We start from the raw sequence: 17614 nt of genomic DNA on the forward strand, positions 1-17614 counted from the left end.
ATTCTCCGCGAACGCGCGAACGAATCCCAATCAGCAGCCCGCGGCGAACTCGTTCTGGAATGCCAGGAAGTCGAAGATCGTCAGCGAACCATCGCCGTCGAAGTCCGCCGTGGGATCTCCCGCCGCAAAGAGATTCTGGAACTCCAGGAAGTCGAAGATCGTCAGCGAACCGTCGCCGTCGAGGTCGGCCCTGCAGGACGAACCCGGCAGCCCGAGCGTCACCATGCCCGTATCGGATCCGGCCGAACCCGTGACTCGGAAGGTGAGGCTGTCGCCTGCGGTCGCAGCACCGTCGACGCGAACCAGCGCGAAGGCCTTGCCGTCGTGCCACAGCAGGTCCACGTCACCCGCGGGCGCCGAGACGATCTCGTAGTCGATGTTGGCTGCGTCGTCGCGCACCGAGGCCGGGAGCGATACCAGCACGGTCGATCCGGGTTCGATGATCCGGGTGTAGTCGTACGCGATCGGCGTCGTCGAAGTACCCGTCGATCCGCCGTCGACCGTGATCGTCTGCGGGGCCGAGCGTGCCTGCCGGCCGTCGGCGTAGCTTGCCTCGGCCCACACGGTGCTCGGTCCCTCGCCGAGGTCGGTTCCGTAGAGCGAGACGTCGCCGGCTGCGCCATCGATGGCGGCCAGCACCGCGCCGGCGCGGACGAGGCGGACCTCGTCGGCCCCCGTCGCATCGAGCGAGAACGTGAAAAGATCAGCGAGGTCGCCGCTCGCCGCGCTCGGCGAGACCGTCGGCAGGCGTCCGCTGTTGTTGACCGTCACCAGCACGGTCTCGCTGCCGCGCGTCTCCAGGTCGGTGTCGTCGTAGGCAACGACGCGGATCTCGTTGACACCGTCGGGCAGCAGCGTAGTGTCGAGTTCGAGATCGCCCGTGCCCAACGCCTCGTCGACCGTCACGCCGTTTGCCAGCAGCACGACGCGCCCGATGCCTGCGCCGGGCTTGGCAGTCGAGGCGCTGGGGTCGATCATCACGACGCCCGACACGCTCCCGGGGATCGAGAACGACACGTCTGGGACATATGCAAACGGGCGGGCGAGCGGGTCGCCGATGAACTGCACTTGGAAGGGCACGAATCCGATGCTGCGCAGGTAAGCCTCGCCCAGCGTGGCGCCCTGGTCGTAGAAGTAGTGCAGCCGGGCGTGCGGGAACTTGCCGGTGTAGTTGCAGGGCTCCTCAACGGTGCCCGAACTACCAACGGCGCCCTTGGCGATCCAGCGACTCATCTTGGTCTGGCTGCCCGTACCGAAGTGGCCGGCGAAGCTGGTCAGGTGATCAGCGAATGCCGCAGGGCCGAACGAGAAGTCGCCCGCGTCGATGGGCGGGTTGGCCACGCCCGTCATGATGCCAGCCGCCGTCACACCTCCCGTAGGAACCTGTCCGTCCTGCTGGACGGCGCTGGTGCCCTTCGCGTTCAGATCGGTGATCACGCGGCCGAACTGCGGCTGGCGGACGTTGCGCGCCGAATCGGTGGTATTCATGAAGTAGTACGTGTCGCTCGACCCGCCGGGCGCCACGCCATCAGCCGCCACGGAGCGATCGATCATCGCCACCACCTCGTCGATGGTGTTGCCTCGCTCGCCCGTCCAGCCGAGCACGGCCCCGATGAACGACCGCCGCGCCAGAGACGACGTGCTCGGATTGCCCGCCGCGTACTCGATCTCGCTGTCGAATCCGCGAGGCTCGCCAACCGGGCGATGGAACGGCTGCGTCCGCGTGACGGCGAAGTCGCCCGCGAGCACCTCGTCGACGTAGAACGCCATCGTGTAGGCACTTGAGATGCCGAAGTTATTCACCGAAGCGCACGCGTCGAACACCATCGAGGAAGCGCCCATGCGGTAGCGCGAGGGCGGCGCGATGATCACGTAGTCGGCCCGGTCGCCGATGCCACGGGCCGCCAGCTCGCCGAACAGCGCGACCAGGTTCTCGTCGTTGAAGGCCGCGAAGTTCGCCGCGTCGGGCGTCATGTAGAGCACGGCCGTCTCGGGCAGGCCGCGCGCGGCGATGTACTCGTTGGCCGCTCGCATCGCATCCGGCGAGCCTGGGTCGACCACCAGGACGGCGTGCTCTGCCACGCCCGGTCCGGCCTGGCCGACCCGCGCAAGCAACGCACCGACCAACAGGGCCGCCGTTGCGGCCTTCCGTGCGAATCCGTTCTCAACCATTCCTGAGCCTCCCCGCGGCCGTGCCGCCTTCCATGCAGTGTCGCCCATCTTCCCTTCGCGTGCAACCCCGGAGGGGCCGAACTTCCCCGTTCCAACCGACAAGATTCTGAAGATTTGGGTAGAGTTTGGTATTGTTTCGGTCGGCCGTATCGGCGAGACTGTGCGATGGAGGACGCGGGGATGGTGTTGATCGGGGGTTCATTGCAATGCACGTCCACGTCTGCCGCCACGCCCAGGCCGAGTCGAGTTCGGTCACGGGCCTCGACTTCGACCGCCCACTGACGCGGGACGGTCGCCTCCAGGCCCGATATCTCGCCGGGCTCATGAGCGGGCTGCTGCCACCCGAGCGACCGAGGCGGATCTTGGCAAGCCCGGCCGTCCGTACCTACCAGACCGCGCAGACCATCGCCGACGAGCTGGGTACCGGCGTGACCACGCTCGACCTGCTGCTGCCGGCGTGCGCCGCCGGCGAAGCGATCGCAGCCCTCGAGGAATTCGCCTGCGAGTCGCCCGTGCTGCTCGTCGGCCATAACCCCACCGTCACCGCCGTCGTGTCCGTCCTGCTCCACGGCGTGGCCGCGGGCATGCTGATGCCCGGCCCGGCGCTCCGGACCGGACAAATGGCGTCGCTCGTTGCCCCACACGGCATCAACCCGGGCGACTGTGAGCTCATCGAGCTGCACCGATACGAGCCCGCTCTGGCGTCGTGATCAGGGCCGGCGGTCCCGACGGCCGCACCAGGCACACACGCCCCTTTCACCGATTGGGCCACCGCACGCACCGCACGGCTCGACCGAGGCGAGTTCGCTGATGCTCGGCGCGGCGTCGTAACAATCGTGGAGCGCTTCGGGGCCGTGCGTTTCGACGATCAGCGCCGCGACGTCGACGGCTGAACCGCAGGCCGGACACGCTTGCAGCGAGGCGTCGAGCGGCAGGGACGACTGGCACTCTGGACAATCGGGAGCCAGTTCGGGGTCGAGCACGCTCAAGTCGGGCTCGGCCAGGTCATCGAGCTCACCCTCGAGCTCCATCGGCTCGCTGGCCCATTGCTCGAGGAGGTAGTTCGCGAGTTCCGCGTCGGACTTTGCCCCGAGGACGACCTCGTAGATACCGCCGCCGCGCCCCATCCCCCACGACATCGCCCCGTCGCTATTGCCGCCCACGACCTCGGCCGGCACCCCGTTCTGCACGAGATACTCCCGGGCCGACATCGCGTGGACGGCAGAGCGGAATCGAAACGGTGGTCCCCGGCGCAAGGCGTGTCCCTCAGGCGGTCGGCGCCGCTTCTTCGGCGTCGGCCCGCATGAACAGCGCCTCGCCCTTGGTCACCGGCGTTCCGGCTTCGAGCCCGAACCCACCGCGCCACTTGGAAAACGCCTCGAGCTGGCCGTCGCTCGGCACGCGGGAGCCGAGCATGCCAAGCACGTCGGCCGATTTCTTCGGCATGAAGGGCAGGAACAGCACCGCTGCAATGCGCAACGCCTCGGCACAGTTGAAGAGGATCAACGCGAGGTCGGCGTAGTTTGGGTCGTCCGGCCCCGTGACTTTCTTGGCCAAGCGGAAGGGCTCGGTGTTATTGATGTATCCGTCGACGGCCGTCACGATCGCCAGGCCCTGGTGGGCCGCCCCATGAAGGTCGACCTGATCGAACAACGCCCGGGCGGTCTCCACGTGGCCCTCGGTCAGGTGCGGCCAATCGACGCCGCCGTGTACCGTCGCGTCGCGGGCCTGCGGTACCACGCCGTCGAAGTACTTGTGGATCATGTTGACGACACGGCTCGCGCAGTTGCCCAGCCCGTTGGCGAGCTCGGCGTTGTACACGTCCACGAAGTTGGTGTGCGCAAAATCGGCGTCGGTCGGGCCTAGCGGTCCCTGCGTCGAAAGGTACCACCGGACCGCGTCGACCGAGTATCGCTCGCCGTAGGCGCGGAGCTGATCGATCTCGATGAAGTTGCCCATGCTCTTGGACATCTTCCGCCCCTCGGCCACGAAGTACGCGTGTGCATAGACGCAACCCGGCAGCGGCTCGTCGAGCGCCATGAGCATCGCGGGCCACACCACGGCGTGGAACCACAGGATGTCCTTCGCCAGCAGGTGGATCGATGCGGGCCAATAGTGCCGTCGCTCGGGCGTATCGACCACGGTGAGGTAGTTGCACAGCGCCTCGATCCAAACGTACACGCGGTGTCCGGGATCGTTTGGCATGCGGATGCCCCAGTCCTCCCCGCCGTCGTCCTTCACCGCACGGCTGACGGGGACGTCTTGCAGGCCCTGGCGCAGCCGCCCCAAGACCTCGTTGCGACGGGCCTCGGGCTGGACGAACCGGGGATGCTCATCGAGATAGGCATTGAGCTTGTCCTCAAACGCCGAGAGCCTGAAGAAGTAGTTCTGCTCGGTCCGCTTGTCGAGGGGCTTGCCGCTCACCGGGCTCTTGTAGTCGTGCGCCTTGGCGACCGACTCGGTCACGTACTCCTCCTGCCCAGGGTCGTACCAACCGACGTAGTCGCCCAGATAGATGTCGCCGCTATCGACGAGCTTCTGGATGTACGAGCTTGCCCGCGTCTTGTGCCGATCCTCGCTGGTTCGCACGAAGTCGTCCTGCACGATCTCCATGAAGGCAAAGGCCTCGCGGAAGGCCTGCGCGTTCTGATCGGCCCAGGCTTGGACGCTCACGCCGGCTTCGCGGGCGCGGTCGATCACCTTCTCCGCGTGCTCGTCCGTACCGGTGAGCATGAGCACGTCGTCGCCCGCCAGGCGATGGAAGCGTGCGATGACGTCGGCCAGCAGCGTGGTATAGCAGTGCCCGATGTGCGGGCGATCGTTGACGTAGTAGATGGGCGTCGTCGCGTAGAACGTGGGCATGCCGGAGTGTATGGCCGACCCCGCCCACGCTCGCGTCCACCGGCTCAGCCTTCTCGCGATTCGTCCTGGTGCAATTCGCCGATCCCAGCGAGGCCCGGCAGTTGGATCGCCGGCAGCCTCGGAGCCAGCGCCTCGGCGAATCGGAAGAGTTCCATCCCTTCCATCGCCTCCATCAGGGCCATCATCGCCTCATACTTCGCGTCGTCGGAATCGGCGTCGCGCACGGCCTGCAACTCGGTCGAGAACCTCGACGCGTCCAGCCCCGCCTCGCGTACCGCCTCGCCCGCGTGGGCCGCACCGCGAACGGCCACCGACTTGAACATGCGCATCGCGTCGTCGGTCAGGCTGGTCATGGTGGTGCGAGCCATGAGCAGCTGCATCTGCTGCTGCTGCTCGTCGGGCGACATCTGCATGACCTGGTTGCTCAAGGCCTCGCTGCGCGCACGCACGTACTGCTGCACGATCCGGCGATTGGTCTCGCCCTGGTCGTTGCTGAGCACGCCCTCGGTGACCAGGTACGACGACAGATTCGTCACCGAACCCAGCGCCTTCATGACTTCCGACGCGTGGGCCAACTCGGCCCGAGCCTCGATCGTAATGCCGTCGAAGAGTCCCTGGGCGGCCTCGAGGGCAAGGTCAGGGTTCTCGATCACCAGCCGCTGCACGTCGGCCAGCCATGCCCGTACGCCTTCCTCCACCCGCTCTTGCAGATCGGCGGGAATCGTCGGATTGACCGGCAGCGCCGCGATGTCGAGCCACGTAGACGGCGGCACGGGCATGCCGTCCTCGCCCGTCGTGAAGATGTTCTCGAACTCCGGCTGTGCCGGCTGTGGTGCGAGGCCAACTGGGGCCGGCGGCCGTTCGGGCGTCGCCTGGGCGAGCACGGCCGCGGAGACGGCGCCGACCGCGAGGCCGACGGAAAGCTTCTGGAACGTGCGGATCATCGATCTCCCCTTCCCGCGAGGCGGGCTGGCTCTGTGCACTGCTGCGTCATGCCCCCAAGGTGGTCATTGTTGGCCACGTGGGCGGCGGTCTCGACCCCCACTATCCGTCGGCGCCGGTCGTCGGAGTGGGGTACTTGCCCTCGAAGAAGCCCGGCTCGGGCGCTTCGTATCCCGTCCGCGCCTCGATGAGCTGGCGGTGGGCCTCGGGCGGCAGCTTGACGGCCACGTCCCAGAAGTCGGCGACCGTCATGGGGCCGTCCATCGCCACCACGGGCTCGAGCTCCTTGGCGACGTCATCGCTGACGTCGAGCCCGGCCAGCACGCCGCGGAAGTCGGGCTCGGTGACGCGGAGCTGGCGTGCGTAGGACGCCTTGGCATCCTTGATGATCTGCTGCAGCCGCCAGGGGCGCTTGATGTTGCCCGGCAGGGCCACGGAAGCGTCGTTCATCTCATCGTTGTCGCGCACCATCTTCAGGAGCTCGATGCGTGCGTCGAAGATGTGCCCGCCGTCGTACTCGTTGGCGATCCGCGCGAGCTCGATGAGCGTGTCCCATTCGATGCCGTTGCGAATGCGTTGATCGTTGTGGAAGGTCGAGGGCGCGGGCAGCTTCTCGTTGAGCCACGCACCGAACATGAGCCCCGCCAACCGCCAGTCCTCGTCGATGACGGCTTGTTCCAGAGGTGCATCCTCGACCGGGCCGTGGCCCGCAGCGACAAGCAGGAACTCGTACAGCCGCAGTGCCTGCTCATCAAAGACCGCATCGCGATCGGCCAGCAGCCGGTCGAGCGTCTCGATGTCGGCCTCACTGATGGCTCCATGGGATCGCAGCAGCTCGTAAGCCTCCACGAATCCGGGGTCGTCGAGTCGAACGGCCTTGCCGTCGGGGCCACGCTCCAGGATCGAGGGGCCGTCTCCGGGCTGCACCCGCAGGACTTCGAGCTCTTCGTCGGTGAAGCGGAACTTGCCGTCGGCGTCGGGCTGCACGTCGGTCTGCGCCGAGATGCGCTGGCGTCGCGGCCGTTCTTGCTCGACGGCTCCGGCATTACCGCCCTCTTGGGCGGCCTCGACGGGCGGTCCCACGGGCTGCTCGCCCATCGACTCTGCGGCCGCGGCACGGGCACCCTCGGGTGGGCTCGGGAATGACACCTCGACGCCGGTTTGCGCACGCACGAATGCCGTGAGTTGCTCGTCGCTGAGTTCCGACATCGCGGGCCAGTAACCGTCCTGACTCACCTTGATGCCGAGCTCGGGATGGGCTTCCACCAGAGCTACCGCGCCACCGAATTCCTCTTCGAGCATGCGGGCTGCGTCCTCCATCGCATCACGCTGGATGAGTCGCTGCAAGATGGTCGAGTCTCGCAGCAAGACCTCGGACACCTCTTCGACGTCGACCTCGGCGAGCATCGCCTCGCGCTCTTCTTCGATCCGCGCGAAGTTGTACTCGCGGACCACCGCTGTCAAATCGATGTAGACCGGCCTGTCGATTTCGGCTCGGACGACCGAGTCTGTCGCGAACTGGCCGCGACGCCCGTACTCGCCCAACGAGGCCATGAGAGCCACGCCCATGGCGTCGGTCTCGAGTTCCCGACCCTCGCGGGCGACCTCGAGCGCGTCGATGATCTTGTCAGCATTGAGGACGGCAGCCTGCCGGAGCAGGCGATCGCGCTCCGCCATGATGCGGTCCAGCGTGCGCCGCTGCTCGGCCTTGAGGTCGAGCACCTTGAGGGCGGCGCGACCGGGATCGCCCTGAAGCCTGACGACCCTGCCGTTGGCATCGCGCTCCAGGATGCTGGGCAACGCCCGCGGTTGCGGCGGCTTGGGCGCGAAGGGGTTGGCCTCTTGCGATCCGCCACTGTTCAGCGCATGGGCCGGCAGCGAGCCAGCCAGGGCCAGCCATGCCAGGGCGCCCAGGATCGGGCGGAGTCCGAGGCTCGGCATTGCGCGGTCTCGAGTCGTCATTTCGATCTTCTCCTCAACGGGGCTCCCCTGGGGCCCTGCGTGCCTGAAGCCGCGAGTGCTGGCCTCGGCAGAGCCCCCGAATCCAATCATTGCCGCCGGCGTGCCACCGACCAACCCGCGGCGCTCGGGTGGCATTCAACCCGGCGATCGGCTCGTCGCAGCACGCTGATGAGCAATCCGCTCCCTATCCTGCCCTGTCATGGAGTCGCCACACGCCCCAGCCCGTCCGTCCCCCACCCAGGCCCCGAACGACCTTGCAGCCAAGATCGCCGACGCCTGCCTGCTTCGGGGCAATTTCACCCTGCGGTCGGGCCGCCAGAGCTCGTACTACCTCGACAAGTACCGCTTCAGCACCCGGCCCGAGCTTCTCGGACCCGTGGCCGACTTGCTGGCCGACCAGGCCGCCGACCTGCTGCGTCCCCACGCCGGGGTGCCCCATCGCCTGGCCGGCGCCGAGCTCGGAGGCATCCCGCTCGTCACCGCGTGCGCGCTCCGACTTAGCCTTCCGGCGATCTTCGTGCGAAACTCCAAGAAGGAGTACGGCACGGCTAAGCAGATCGAGGGCCAGCTCGAGTCCGGCGACGCCATCGTGCTCTTCGAGGACGTGGCCACGAGCGGCGGACAGGCCGTCGAAGCGGTCGAGCTCCTCCGCGAGATGGGCGCGACCATCGCTGGCGTGGTGACCACGATCGATCGCCAGGAGGGGGCGCGCGAGGCCGTCGAGGCCGCCGGCGTGCCCTTCCGAGCCATCTTCACCAAGGCCGACCTGGGCGTGACCGAGTAGCGGGCCTTACGGCTCCAGCCGCGCGATCGCCTCGCGCAGGCGCCACCGACGCTCTCGGTCGGCGTGGGCCAGCCGCTGCGTGTCGGCATGCACCAACCGCACGATGCCCGTCGCATCCATCAGCATCAGGTGGAGCAGCATGTCGTGCAGGCGCGGGCCGTCCTGGTGCGCCCAGAGGCGGTCGGAATGGACCGCGAGGTTGCGCGCTCGCTGCCACTTGCGATCGAGTTCCTCCAGCGGCATGCCCTCGAGTGCTTCGGTCGGGGGCAGCATCAGGTGCCACCGCGTGAGGCCCTCGAACCGGAAGACCTCGTGCCTCGTTGCGTTGCGATAGTCTTTCCGATCCCGCGCCCGCTGGCGGCCCCTCGGGCCTGCAACACCGGCCTGACGCTGGCCGTGCAACGCCAGCAACGTGTCGAGCCCGGCGAACGGATCACTCGCTTCGAGTACGTCCCTCGTCACGACGTCCAAGCGCCGTCGAGCAAGCCGGTCGGTATAGCCGCGTAGGCCAACCGGGTCGTTGGGATCGAGGCTCCGCAGCGCTCGATCGAGCGAGCGACGCCGATCGTCGGACAACGACGCGATGAGGTCGCGTGCGTCGTGCCGCGTCAGCTGTGCGAGGGCCGCGTCGAGCCCGACGCCGCGCTCGATGGCATCGCTGGAGCCGCGCGACATCTCGATGAGGAGCAGCACCGTGACGGCCCAGCGCTCGGCCTCTCCCGCCTGAGCCGCGCTCGTCGCCGCGTGGCGTTCGATCGAAACACGTGCTGCAAGGTCGCCGTCGACCGAGTGAACGTACTGGAACGCATCGACCGGTCTCTGCGATTGGGCCGGCGAAATCGCTGCAAGCAACAAGAAGGCGGCTATCAGCAGGAACGAGCTCGCGAGCCTCATGGCAGCTGCTCCACCACTTCGGCGATCCGAGTGCGGAGGTCTGCGTCCGCATCGCAAGCGTCGGGCGCCTCGCCGAGCAGGATGATCAAGACGCCTGTCGGGTCTTCGGCCTGCCTTTGTCGGAGGCGTGTCGTAATGGCACTACGGGACGATCTGTCCCAGCCGTCTGCCAGCGCTCGCGAGAACGCCACCGCCTCTCGGGCGAAGCGGTCGATGTCTTCATTCGATCCCAGCTCTGCTGCGGGTGAATAACGGGTCGCCACGCCGAGGACGAGAGCCTCACCGTTGCGTTCATCCATCAGCGAACGAAGGGCCGACTCGCGCGTCGCGATCGTCTCGACCACCGCTCGCATGCGACCGGCCGGGTCGTTTGCATCCAGCCGGGCGAACCCGCTGCGGATTTCGGCGCTCCCGATGCTCGTGAGCGCCCTGGAGAGCGGCGCGCCGTCGGGCTGCCCGAGGGCTTCGATCACGGACTCGATGACGTCGGCCGATGCCTCGGCCGTCGACGGCGATCCCCATGTCGAGACGACGCGAGCGACTTCAAGCATGTGCGCGAACTCGCGAGCGGCTTCGTCCGGCTGGCCACGCGCGAGCAGCCTGGCCGCCTCGGCCCGGAGCACCGTCGCCCGGCGTCTGGCTTCGGCGATCGCCTGCACGCGTTCGGAGCCGATGCGTTCTGCGAGGGGGTCGGGCGGCCCGGCCGGGGTCGCCATCGGTTCGAGTTCGCTCAGTTCCTGGTGGGCGGCATCGATGAGCGGGGCGAGATCGGGCCAAGACAGTTTGGGGTGGCTCGGCGGGCTGGTCGCATACGACGCCATCGCGATGGCCGACACCCGGTCCGGATCCAAGCCCGCGCGGGATGGCGGCTGAGGAGCGGCCGAGGCCGTGGCGGGCGCGTCGCCGCAGCCCGACACGGCCCAGAAGAGCCATCCGCTCGCCAGCATGGCAATCGCTGCACGCACCATCACAAACCCTATCGGCCTGTGCAGCCCCGGCGCTCGCTCGGCCGATGGCCTGTGCACAAGATTCTGCCGCATGCCCGACGCTCCACCACAGCCCGGATCTCCACCACGCACCCGCCGCCGGACGATCCGGCGTGTGCTGGCGTGGGCGTGCCGGCTGGCCCTCTGCGGCGTCATCATCGCCTTTGTGCTGGGGCGGGCGTTCAGCGATGACCACACGTGGAGCCAGTGGCTGTTCTGGACGCCCCACGAGGCCTGGCTGGTGGCGGTCTGGGTCCTGGCGATCGTGACCGCGCTGCTGGAGCCGGCCGGCCCTGGGCGAGCGTGGGCGCGGCTCGGGCCATTGACGGCGGCGGTGCTGTCGCTCGCGTACGTCTCGGTCGCCCACTGGCGGCTGCACAACGCGCTGCTGCTCAGGCCAGGCGAAACGGTACTGCGGGTGTACCACTGGAACGCGACCGAGGCCACCGACGAGTCGCTCCAGCGGTTCCTACGCGATGCCGACCCGTTCGCGCTCCAGAACGACCGCGAGTCCATCATCGTGCTCGCCAATCCGCCGCTGCGGCTCGACTGGCCCGAGATCGTGCGGATGCTTGCCGACGAGGAGGTTCCGTCGGCTCGGGTGACGGCCCACGTCCGTCGCGGTGGCCGCTTCGTGCTCATCAGCGGGCGGCCAATGACGAGCGCGGGCTGGACGTCGCTCGGACTCGACGCGAAGACCGTCGACCCCGACCTGATGGACCACGGCGCGGCAATGTTCGCAAGCATCGAGGTAAACGAAGAACTCCTGACCATCTGGGCCATCGACTGGCCGAGCGAGCCGGGCCGGAGCCGCCGCGAGTTCGTGCCGGCCACGCTCGAGCGGATCGACGCTTCGACGCGGCTGATCCACGAGCGAACGGCGGCCGGGCCGTTGCGACGGCGTGAAGAGCGGGGCTTTCCAACGCCGGACATCGTCGTCGGCGACTTCAACACCGCCCGCGGCTCGGCGGCGATCGAGGCTCTCTTGCCGGGCATGGCGAGTGCGCACGCACAGGCGGGCATCGGCCCCGACTACGGCTGGCCGCGCTTCGTCCGCGATGGCCGGGACGACCGAGCGCTTGTGCCGTTCCTGGGCCTCGACCAGGCCTTCGTCGACCCCGAGCGCTGGCGTGCGACGGCCTACCGGATGCTCGACCTGGGCGAGGGCACGCACCGGGCCCAGGAGGTGTTCATCACTCGGGCTGCTCGCCCGAGTCGTTCGGACCGTTCGCCGGCGGATCGGGCAGGAGCGAACTGAACGGCGTCGGGCTGGCGCCGTTTCGCCAGGGGTTGATCTCTCGGTTCCAAAGAACGATTGCAGAGATCAACGCCAGGGCGACCGCGAGCAGCGCGATCGGCCCGCCCTGGGCCAGCGGCGGTCGACGCCACGCCGGCGCGCGATGGGCCACGGCCGTTGCCGTTGAGATCGCCAGGAACAGCAACGCAAAGGGCTCGTGGTATCGCTGCCAGACCTCGCTGCTGGCGACCTGTGCGACGGCGAAGCCGGCGAAGAGCGCACCCAAGATCCACCGCCTCCGAGAAGGCACCGACGCGAGGATCAGCACGAGCATCACCCCGCCCGCCATCGCGCCGAGCACGACCAGGGGGTTGCAGTCGCCGATCGGGCCGAGCGGATCGAGCTTGCTCGCGGTCGACCAGATCAGCCCTGCGCGGCCGGCCTTGGGGTCGGACGTCGTCGGAACCAATGCCGATACGAAGCCCGCCAGGACGGCAGCGACGATCATCCAGGGCGCCGCCCGACGGAGCCGGGCCACGACCTCGGCCCGCCAGCCCGGCTCGCCGACGCCCAGCAGCGCGGGGATGAAGAAGAATCCCAGCCCGGCGACCATGACCAATTGCAGCGGCATGTTCGAGGGATTGACGCCGTCGTACTGGCCCTGGAACTCGTAGGGCACGAGGCCGTTCCAGATCGAGTAGAGGTACGCGAGCGTGCCAATGGCTGGGAGCGTGGCGATGGCCAGCGGCAGGAGGTTCATCGCACGACGCGGCATGCCGACCAGCGGGTTCGTGCTGTCCGGCCCTGCGGGCGCCTCACGCAGCCACGCGGCGGCCCACAGGGGCAGCGCGAGGAAGAGCAGATTCTGACGCGTCCACACGGCCAGCAACAAGCCAGCACCCACCAGCACCGACCACCGCAGCGACGGCCGCCCGAAGACCGCCGCAATGGCCAGCAGGTAGACCCAGAACCAGCCAGCGTTGTCAGCCAGCATCCACGCGCTCGAGTTGGCGACGTAGACCGACGCCATCAGGGGCGAGACGAGCAACGCCGCCAGCGCTGGTCCGCACCGCCTGGCCAGCAAGAGTCCGAAGCCAGCGAAGATCGAGGCGCTCAGCGCCAAGCCCACCGTTCGCAGCCCGGGGTCGCCCATGCCCGTGAGACGAGCAACGCCGCCGAGCACCCAGTGGTATCCGGGCGTCATGGCCACGAAATGATCGGGAAATGTCAGGATTGCGATCGGCCAAGTGCGGGCGATCGCGTCGATCGTGTGCTCGTGGAAGAGGACCTGGTCGAACGTTGCCCGGCCGTCGGCGTTGAGTACGTTGAGGATCGCTAGGGGCGACAGGATCGCCGCGTACACCAGCGGGAGCACCACGGGAAGCCACCGGCCTGCCGATGGGGATCGACGCCCGGCGTCGGCATTCTCCTTGGGCCCGGCGTGATCGATGCGAACTCTCCGAGCCCGGGCCACGCATGGAGCGGCCAGAGCGGTTGGACTTACCGGCCCCAAAGCCCGATTGTTACGCATGGGGGCCACCGCGGGTCGACCTAGCGACGGCGAGATTCCATGACCACAGCGCTCGACAACGCCGGCAGCAACCCCGCCCACGATGCCATCGGCACGGACGGCGCGGGTCGTGAGCCGTTGTGGCGAGCCTTGCTCCGCCTTGCCCGGCCCAAGCAGTGGACCAAGTCGGCGTTTGTCGCCGTCGGTCCGTTCTTTGGGGGTGCGACAACTCTCGTCGAACTCGGGGCGGTGGCCATGGCGATGGCCGCGTTCGCACTGGCCTCCAGCGGCTGCTACGTGGTCAACGACCTGCGGGACGCCGACGCCGACCGGCTGCATCCCCGCAAGCGTCGGCGACCGATCGCCTCGGGCCGCGTGGCCCCGGGTACGGCTCGTTCCTTCGCTGCGGTGCTCTGGGTGCTGGCCGCCGGGTGCGTCGCGGCGATCGTGCCGCTCCTCGGCACCACCCACGCGCTCGCCCTGGGCGGCCTCCTGGGCCTCTACGTGCTGAACGTCACGTCCTACAGCCTCCGCCTCAAGCGGGTGCCGGTGCTCGACGTGCTGAGCCTGGCGCTCGGGTTCGTGCTCCGCGTGCTGGGCGGCTGCGCCGCGGTGGGGATCACGCCGAGCACGTGGCTGCTCAACGTCACCCTGTTCCTGGCCATGTTCCTCGCCTTCGGCAAGCGGCTGGGCGAACGACGCACGCTGGGCGACGACGCGACGGCGGCCCGGGCCGTCCAGGGCGTCTATACCGACGAACTGCTGCGGATGATGGTGGTCGTGACGGCGGTGGCCATGCTGCTGACCTACGCCGGCTACGTGCAAGACCAGGAATCCCGGTACGTGTGGGTCTTCGGCGGACGATCGCTGGGCACGGGCGACGCGGCGAGGCTCGGCATGAACCTGCTCTGGCTCACGATGCTGCCGGCCATGTTCGCCGTGCTTCGGTGCATCATCCTGCTGGAGCGGGGCGAGTACGACGACCCGACGGAACTAGCGACCAAGGACCGCGACTTCCAGCTCGCCGCGGTCGTCTTCGGCGTCGTCACGGCCTCCCTCGTGCTGTGGGCGGGTCCGGCACACGGACCCACGGCCGCCAATCTCCCGGCAATCGAGCAGGGATCCGACCCGGGAATCCGCGAGGTTGACCAATAGTCGGAGCCCGCGATGGCCGATGAGGAACCTGACGGGTTCTCGGGCGTCAGACCGAGCGGAGCTCTTCGTCCAGGCGTGGCGCTGTGCGCGAATGTCCGGGAAACCCAGCATTTGACTCGTCGGGCGAAACAGTCCGCCAGAGGGGATGCGGCGGCGCGTCCCTTCGTAGGATCGACGGTATCGAGATGGACACCAGGGATGGTGCGCCCCGACCGAACGAGTCGGCAGGGGTTCGAACGAAGGCCACTGGTTCGTGGGCGCCTCGCCCCGGCATCGGCCGCTGCGGAAGCCTTCACACACGGAGTACAGGGATCATGAGCAAATCGACACGCAGGATTGGCATCGTTGGCGTCGCGGCGAGCTTGCTGGCGCTGGCCGGCCAGGCATACGGCGACGACCTCCCGCCATTCGACAAGGTTAGCGAGGGCTACGAGCAGGTCGTTTCGACGGCCGATGGAAAGAGCTTCTTCAACGTCTGGAAGCGCGACAAGGACGGCCAGCTGCTGGCCGAACTCCCCCGGGGTTTCGAGCGGCAGAAGCACTTCTTCGCCATGACGATGGGCTCGGGCGACATCTTCGCCGGCCTGCAATCGGGCGACCTGTACGTCTACTGGAAGAAGTTCGATGATCGCCTGGCGCTGATGCAGCCGCAGACCGCCGTCCGCGCGGGCGGCGACAAGTCGGTCGAGAAGGGCATCGAGCGCATCTTCACCGATCGCGTGCTGCTCGAGGTGCCGATCATCGCCAAGGGCCCGAACGGCCAGCCGGTCATCGACCTCGACAAGCTGCTGATCGGTGACGCCGGCACGTTCTTCGGCCCACGCGCTGCCCGCCTCAATTCGCGTTTGTCGACGATCAAGACGGCCAAGACGTTCCCCGAGAACATCGAGATCGCCATCGAGGCGCCCGACGCGCGCGGCCAGATGGCCATCTACCACTACTCCATCAGCAACATCCAGGGCACGCCCGGCTACAAGCCGCGTGAGGCCGACGCCCGCGTGGGCTACTTCACCACGAGCTACCGCGACTTCTCGGAGATGGACGGCTCGCAGATGTGGACGCGGTACATCAACCGCTGGAACCTCGAGAAGGCCGACCCGAGCCTGAGCAAGAGCCCGCCCAAGCAGGCGATCGTCTACTACATCGACCACCAGGTGCCGGTGAAGTACCGCCGATGGGTGCGCGAGGGCGTTGAGTACTGGAACAGCGCCTTCGAGGAGGTCGGCATCGTCGGCGCCATCGAGGTCGTGTACCAGGACGCCACCACCGGCGCCAACATGGAGAAGGACCCCGAGGACGTCCGCTACAACTTCGTTCGCTGGCTGACCAACGGCATCGGCACGGCCATCGGCCCGAGCCGCGTGAACCCCGAGACCGGCGAGATCCTCGACGCCGACGTCGTGCTGACCGACGGCTGGATCCGGGCGTACTGGTTCCAGTACAACGACCTGCTGCCCGAGGTGGCGATGGAGGGCTTCAGCCCCGAGACGCTGGCCTGGCTGGACGAAAACCCCCAGTGGGATCCGCGTGTCCAACTCGCCGCGCCCGAGCAGCGTGACTTCATCATCGCCCAGCGCGAGGCCCGGGGACCGTTGCCCTTCGGCGGGCATCCCGCGATGTCGGGTCCGGACTTCGTGGACGGCTCGCGAGAGAGCCTGATCGCAAGCTACGGCGTCAACGGCACCTGCAACATGAGCCACCTGAAGGCCATGAACATGGACGTCGCACGCCTCAGCGGCGAGATCCTGGGCCTTTGGGAAGCCGAGGGCAAGGAAGGCGCCGACATGCTCGACGGCGTGCCCGAGTGGTTCGTCGGGCCGGCCCTGGCACACCTGACGGCGCACGAGATCGGCCACACCCTGGGCCTGCGTCACAACTTCAAGGCTTCGGCCATCTTCTCGATGGACGAGATCAACTCCGAGAAGGTCAAGGACAAGGAGCCGTTCGCCTCGTCGGTGATGGACTACAACCCCATCAACATCAACATGGAGTCCGGCGAGATCCAGGGTAATTACGAAGTCATCGACATCGGTGACTACGACGTCTGGGCCATCGAGTACGGCTACACCGACGGCGACCTGGGCGAGGTGCTCAAGAAGGTCGACGACCCGCGGCTTGCCTACGCCACCGACGAAGACACGTGGGGTCCCGATCCGCTGGCTCGTCGCTACGACCTGTCGGCCGATCCGCTGCATTACGCCGAGAACCAGATGCGTCTCGTCGCCGAGCTTCGCAGCCAGATCCTCGACAAGTACGTCGAGGAAGGCGACAGCTGGGCCCGGGCACGCCGCGGCTACAACATCACGCTGGGCCAGCACATCAACGCCGTCAGCATGATGGCTAACTGGATGGGCGGCACGTTCCAGAGCCGCGCGAAGAAGGGTGATCCGGGCGACCTCGAGCCGCTGACGCCGGTCCCGGCCGAGCAGCAGCGCGCCGCCCTGAACTTCGTCATCAACAACACGTTCTACGACGATGCGTTCGGCCTGAGCCCCGACCTGCTCCGCAAGATGACCACCGACAAGTGGTGGGACGGCGGCGGCCAGGGCTCGATCTTCGAGGAGCCGGCCTTCCCGGTGCACGACCGCATCCGCGGCATCCAGGCATCGGCCATGACCATGATCCTCAACCCCACGACGCTCAACCGCGTCTACAACAACGAGTTCCACGTCGATGCCGACAAGGACTACATCACCCTGGCCGAAGTCATGAAGACCATCAAGGACGCGGCGTGGAGCGAGCTGAGCGACAAGCCCAGCGGCGACTTCACCGATCGCAAGCCGATGATCAGCTCGCTGCGTCGCGGCTTGCAGAGCCAGCACGTCGATCGCTTGATCAGCCTGTCGAACCGGGGCTTCCCCGGGGCGTCGGGTGCGGCGCTGGCCAACGTCGCCAACCTGCAGCTGCGCGAGCTGCGGCAGGAGATCGACAAGGCCGTCAAGGCTGGCGGCATGGATACCTACACCAAGGCCCACCTCGTGGACGCGAGCGACCGCATCGAGCGCGCTCTCGAGGCCCAGTACACGCGCACCCGCTAACGACGGGGCTCCAGAGAGCCCTTCCGGGCTCTCGAACTTGATCAACTGAAACGGCCCCGCTTCGACGCGGGG

At 67.8% G+C, this 17614-nt stretch carries 13 protein-coding genes; 5 read left to right on the forward strand and 8 right to left on the reverse strand.

The features are described from left to right. Positions 1-30: 30 nt before the first annotated feature. The gene (locus RIA68_03875; GenBank protein MEQ8316573.1) at positions 31-2172 is read right to left on the reverse strand and encodes a TIGR03790 family protein; all 2142 of its coding nucleotides are present in this window, start codon (positions 2170-2172) and stop codon (positions 31-33) included. Between the two features lie 206 nt (positions 2173-2378). Here RIA68_03875 and RIA68_03880 point away from each other — a divergent pair, with 206 nt between their 5' ends. Next, positions 2379-2882, forward strand: a complete 504-nt coding sequence (locus RIA68_03880; protein MEQ8316574.1) for a histidine phosphatase family protein — start codon at positions 2379-2381, stop codon at positions 2880-2882. Here RIA68_03880 and RIA68_03885 read toward each other — a convergent pair whose 3' ends face one another. The 4 genes from RIA68_03885 to RIA68_03900 all read right to left on the reverse strand — a co-directional run bounded on the left by RIA68_03885 (position 2883) and on the right by RIA68_03900 (position 7938). Then, a complete protein-coding gene (locus RIA68_03885) occupies positions 2883-3362 on the reverse strand; it encodes a hypothetical protein (protein MEQ8316575.1) in 480 nt (159 codons plus the stop codon). Between the two features lie 76 nt (positions 3363-3438). Beyond that, on the reverse strand, positions 3439-5034 hold the full coding sequence (metG, locus tag RIA68_03890) for a methionine--tRNA ligase (GenBank protein MEQ8316576.1): 1596 nt from the start codon (positions 5032-5034) through the stop codon (positions 3439-3441). A 44-nt stretch (positions 5035-5078) separates the two neighbouring features. Continuing rightward, on the reverse strand, positions 5079-5978 hold the full coding sequence (locus tag RIA68_03895; protein MEQ8316577.1) for a hypothetical protein: 900 nt from the start codon (positions 5976-5978) through the stop codon (positions 5079-5081). A 100-nt stretch (positions 5979-6078) separates the two neighbouring features. Continuing rightward, positions 6079-7938 (reverse strand): hypothetical protein, encoded by a 1860-nt coding sequence (locus RIA68_03900; GenBank protein ID MEQ8316578.1) that lies wholly within the window; start codon positions 7936-7938, stop codon positions 6079-6081. Positions 7939-8137: 199 nt separating this feature from the next. On the opposite strand from RIA68_03900, the gene pyrE reads away from it, so the two are divergent. Continuing rightward, positions 8138-8722: an orotate phosphoribosyltransferase gene (gene pyrE / locus RIA68_03905; GenBank protein ID MEQ8316579.1), complete on the forward strand. Its 585-nt coding sequence runs from the start codon at positions 8138-8140 to the stop codon at positions 8720-8722. Positions 8723-8728: 6 nt separating this feature from the next. Here the strand turns inward: pyrE and RIA68_03910 are convergent, their stop codons facing one another. Then, positions 8729-9616 carry a hypothetical protein gene (locus RIA68_03910; protein MEQ8316580.1) on the reverse strand — a complete coding sequence of 296 codons (888 nt, stop codon included), beginning with the start codon at positions 9614-9616 and terminating at the stop codon, positions 8729-8731. After that, positions 9613-10584, reverse strand: a complete 972-nt coding sequence (locus tag RIA68_03915) for a hypothetical protein (protein ID MEQ8316581.1) — start codon at positions 10582-10584, stop codon at positions 9613-9615. Before RIA68_03915 ends, RIA68_03910 begins: the two co-directional genes overlap by 4 nt. A gap of 70 nt (positions 10585-10654) precedes the next feature. Between RIA68_03915 and RIA68_03920 the strand changes: the two genes are divergently transcribed. Continuing rightward, complete coding sequence (locus RIA68_03920; GenBank protein MEQ8316582.1) at positions 10655-11860, forward strand: hypothetical protein; 1206 nt, start codon at positions 10655-10657, stop codon at positions 11858-11860. On the opposite strand, the gene RIA68_03925 is transcribed toward RIA68_03920, so the two are convergent. Further along, on the reverse strand, positions 11796-13217 hold the full coding sequence (locus RIA68_03925; protein ID MEQ8316583.1) for a hypothetical protein: 1422 nt from the start codon (positions 13215-13217) through the stop codon (positions 11796-11798). The genes RIA68_03920 and RIA68_03925 overlap by 65 nt on opposite strands. A gap of 192 nt (positions 13218-13409) precedes the next feature. Here RIA68_03925 and RIA68_03930 point away from each other — a divergent pair, with 192 nt between their 5' ends. Both RIA68_03930 and RIA68_03935 read left to right on the forward strand, forming a co-directional pair. Further along, positions 13410-14504, forward strand: coding sequence for a UbiA prenyltransferase family protein (locus tag RIA68_03930; protein MEQ8316584.1), 1095 nt, complete (start codon positions 13410-13412; stop codon positions 14502-14504). A gap of 314 nt (positions 14505-14818) precedes the next feature. Next, entirely contained in the window at positions 14819-17542 is a 2724-nt protein-coding gene (locus RIA68_03935) for a zinc-dependent metalloprotease (protein MEQ8316585.1), read from the forward strand. Positions 17543-17614 lie beyond the last annotated feature (72 nt).

Source organism: Phycisphaerales bacterium (genome assembly GCA_040217175.1).
GTDB lineage: Bacteria > Planctomycetota > Phycisphaerae > Phycisphaerales > UBA1924 > JAHCJI01.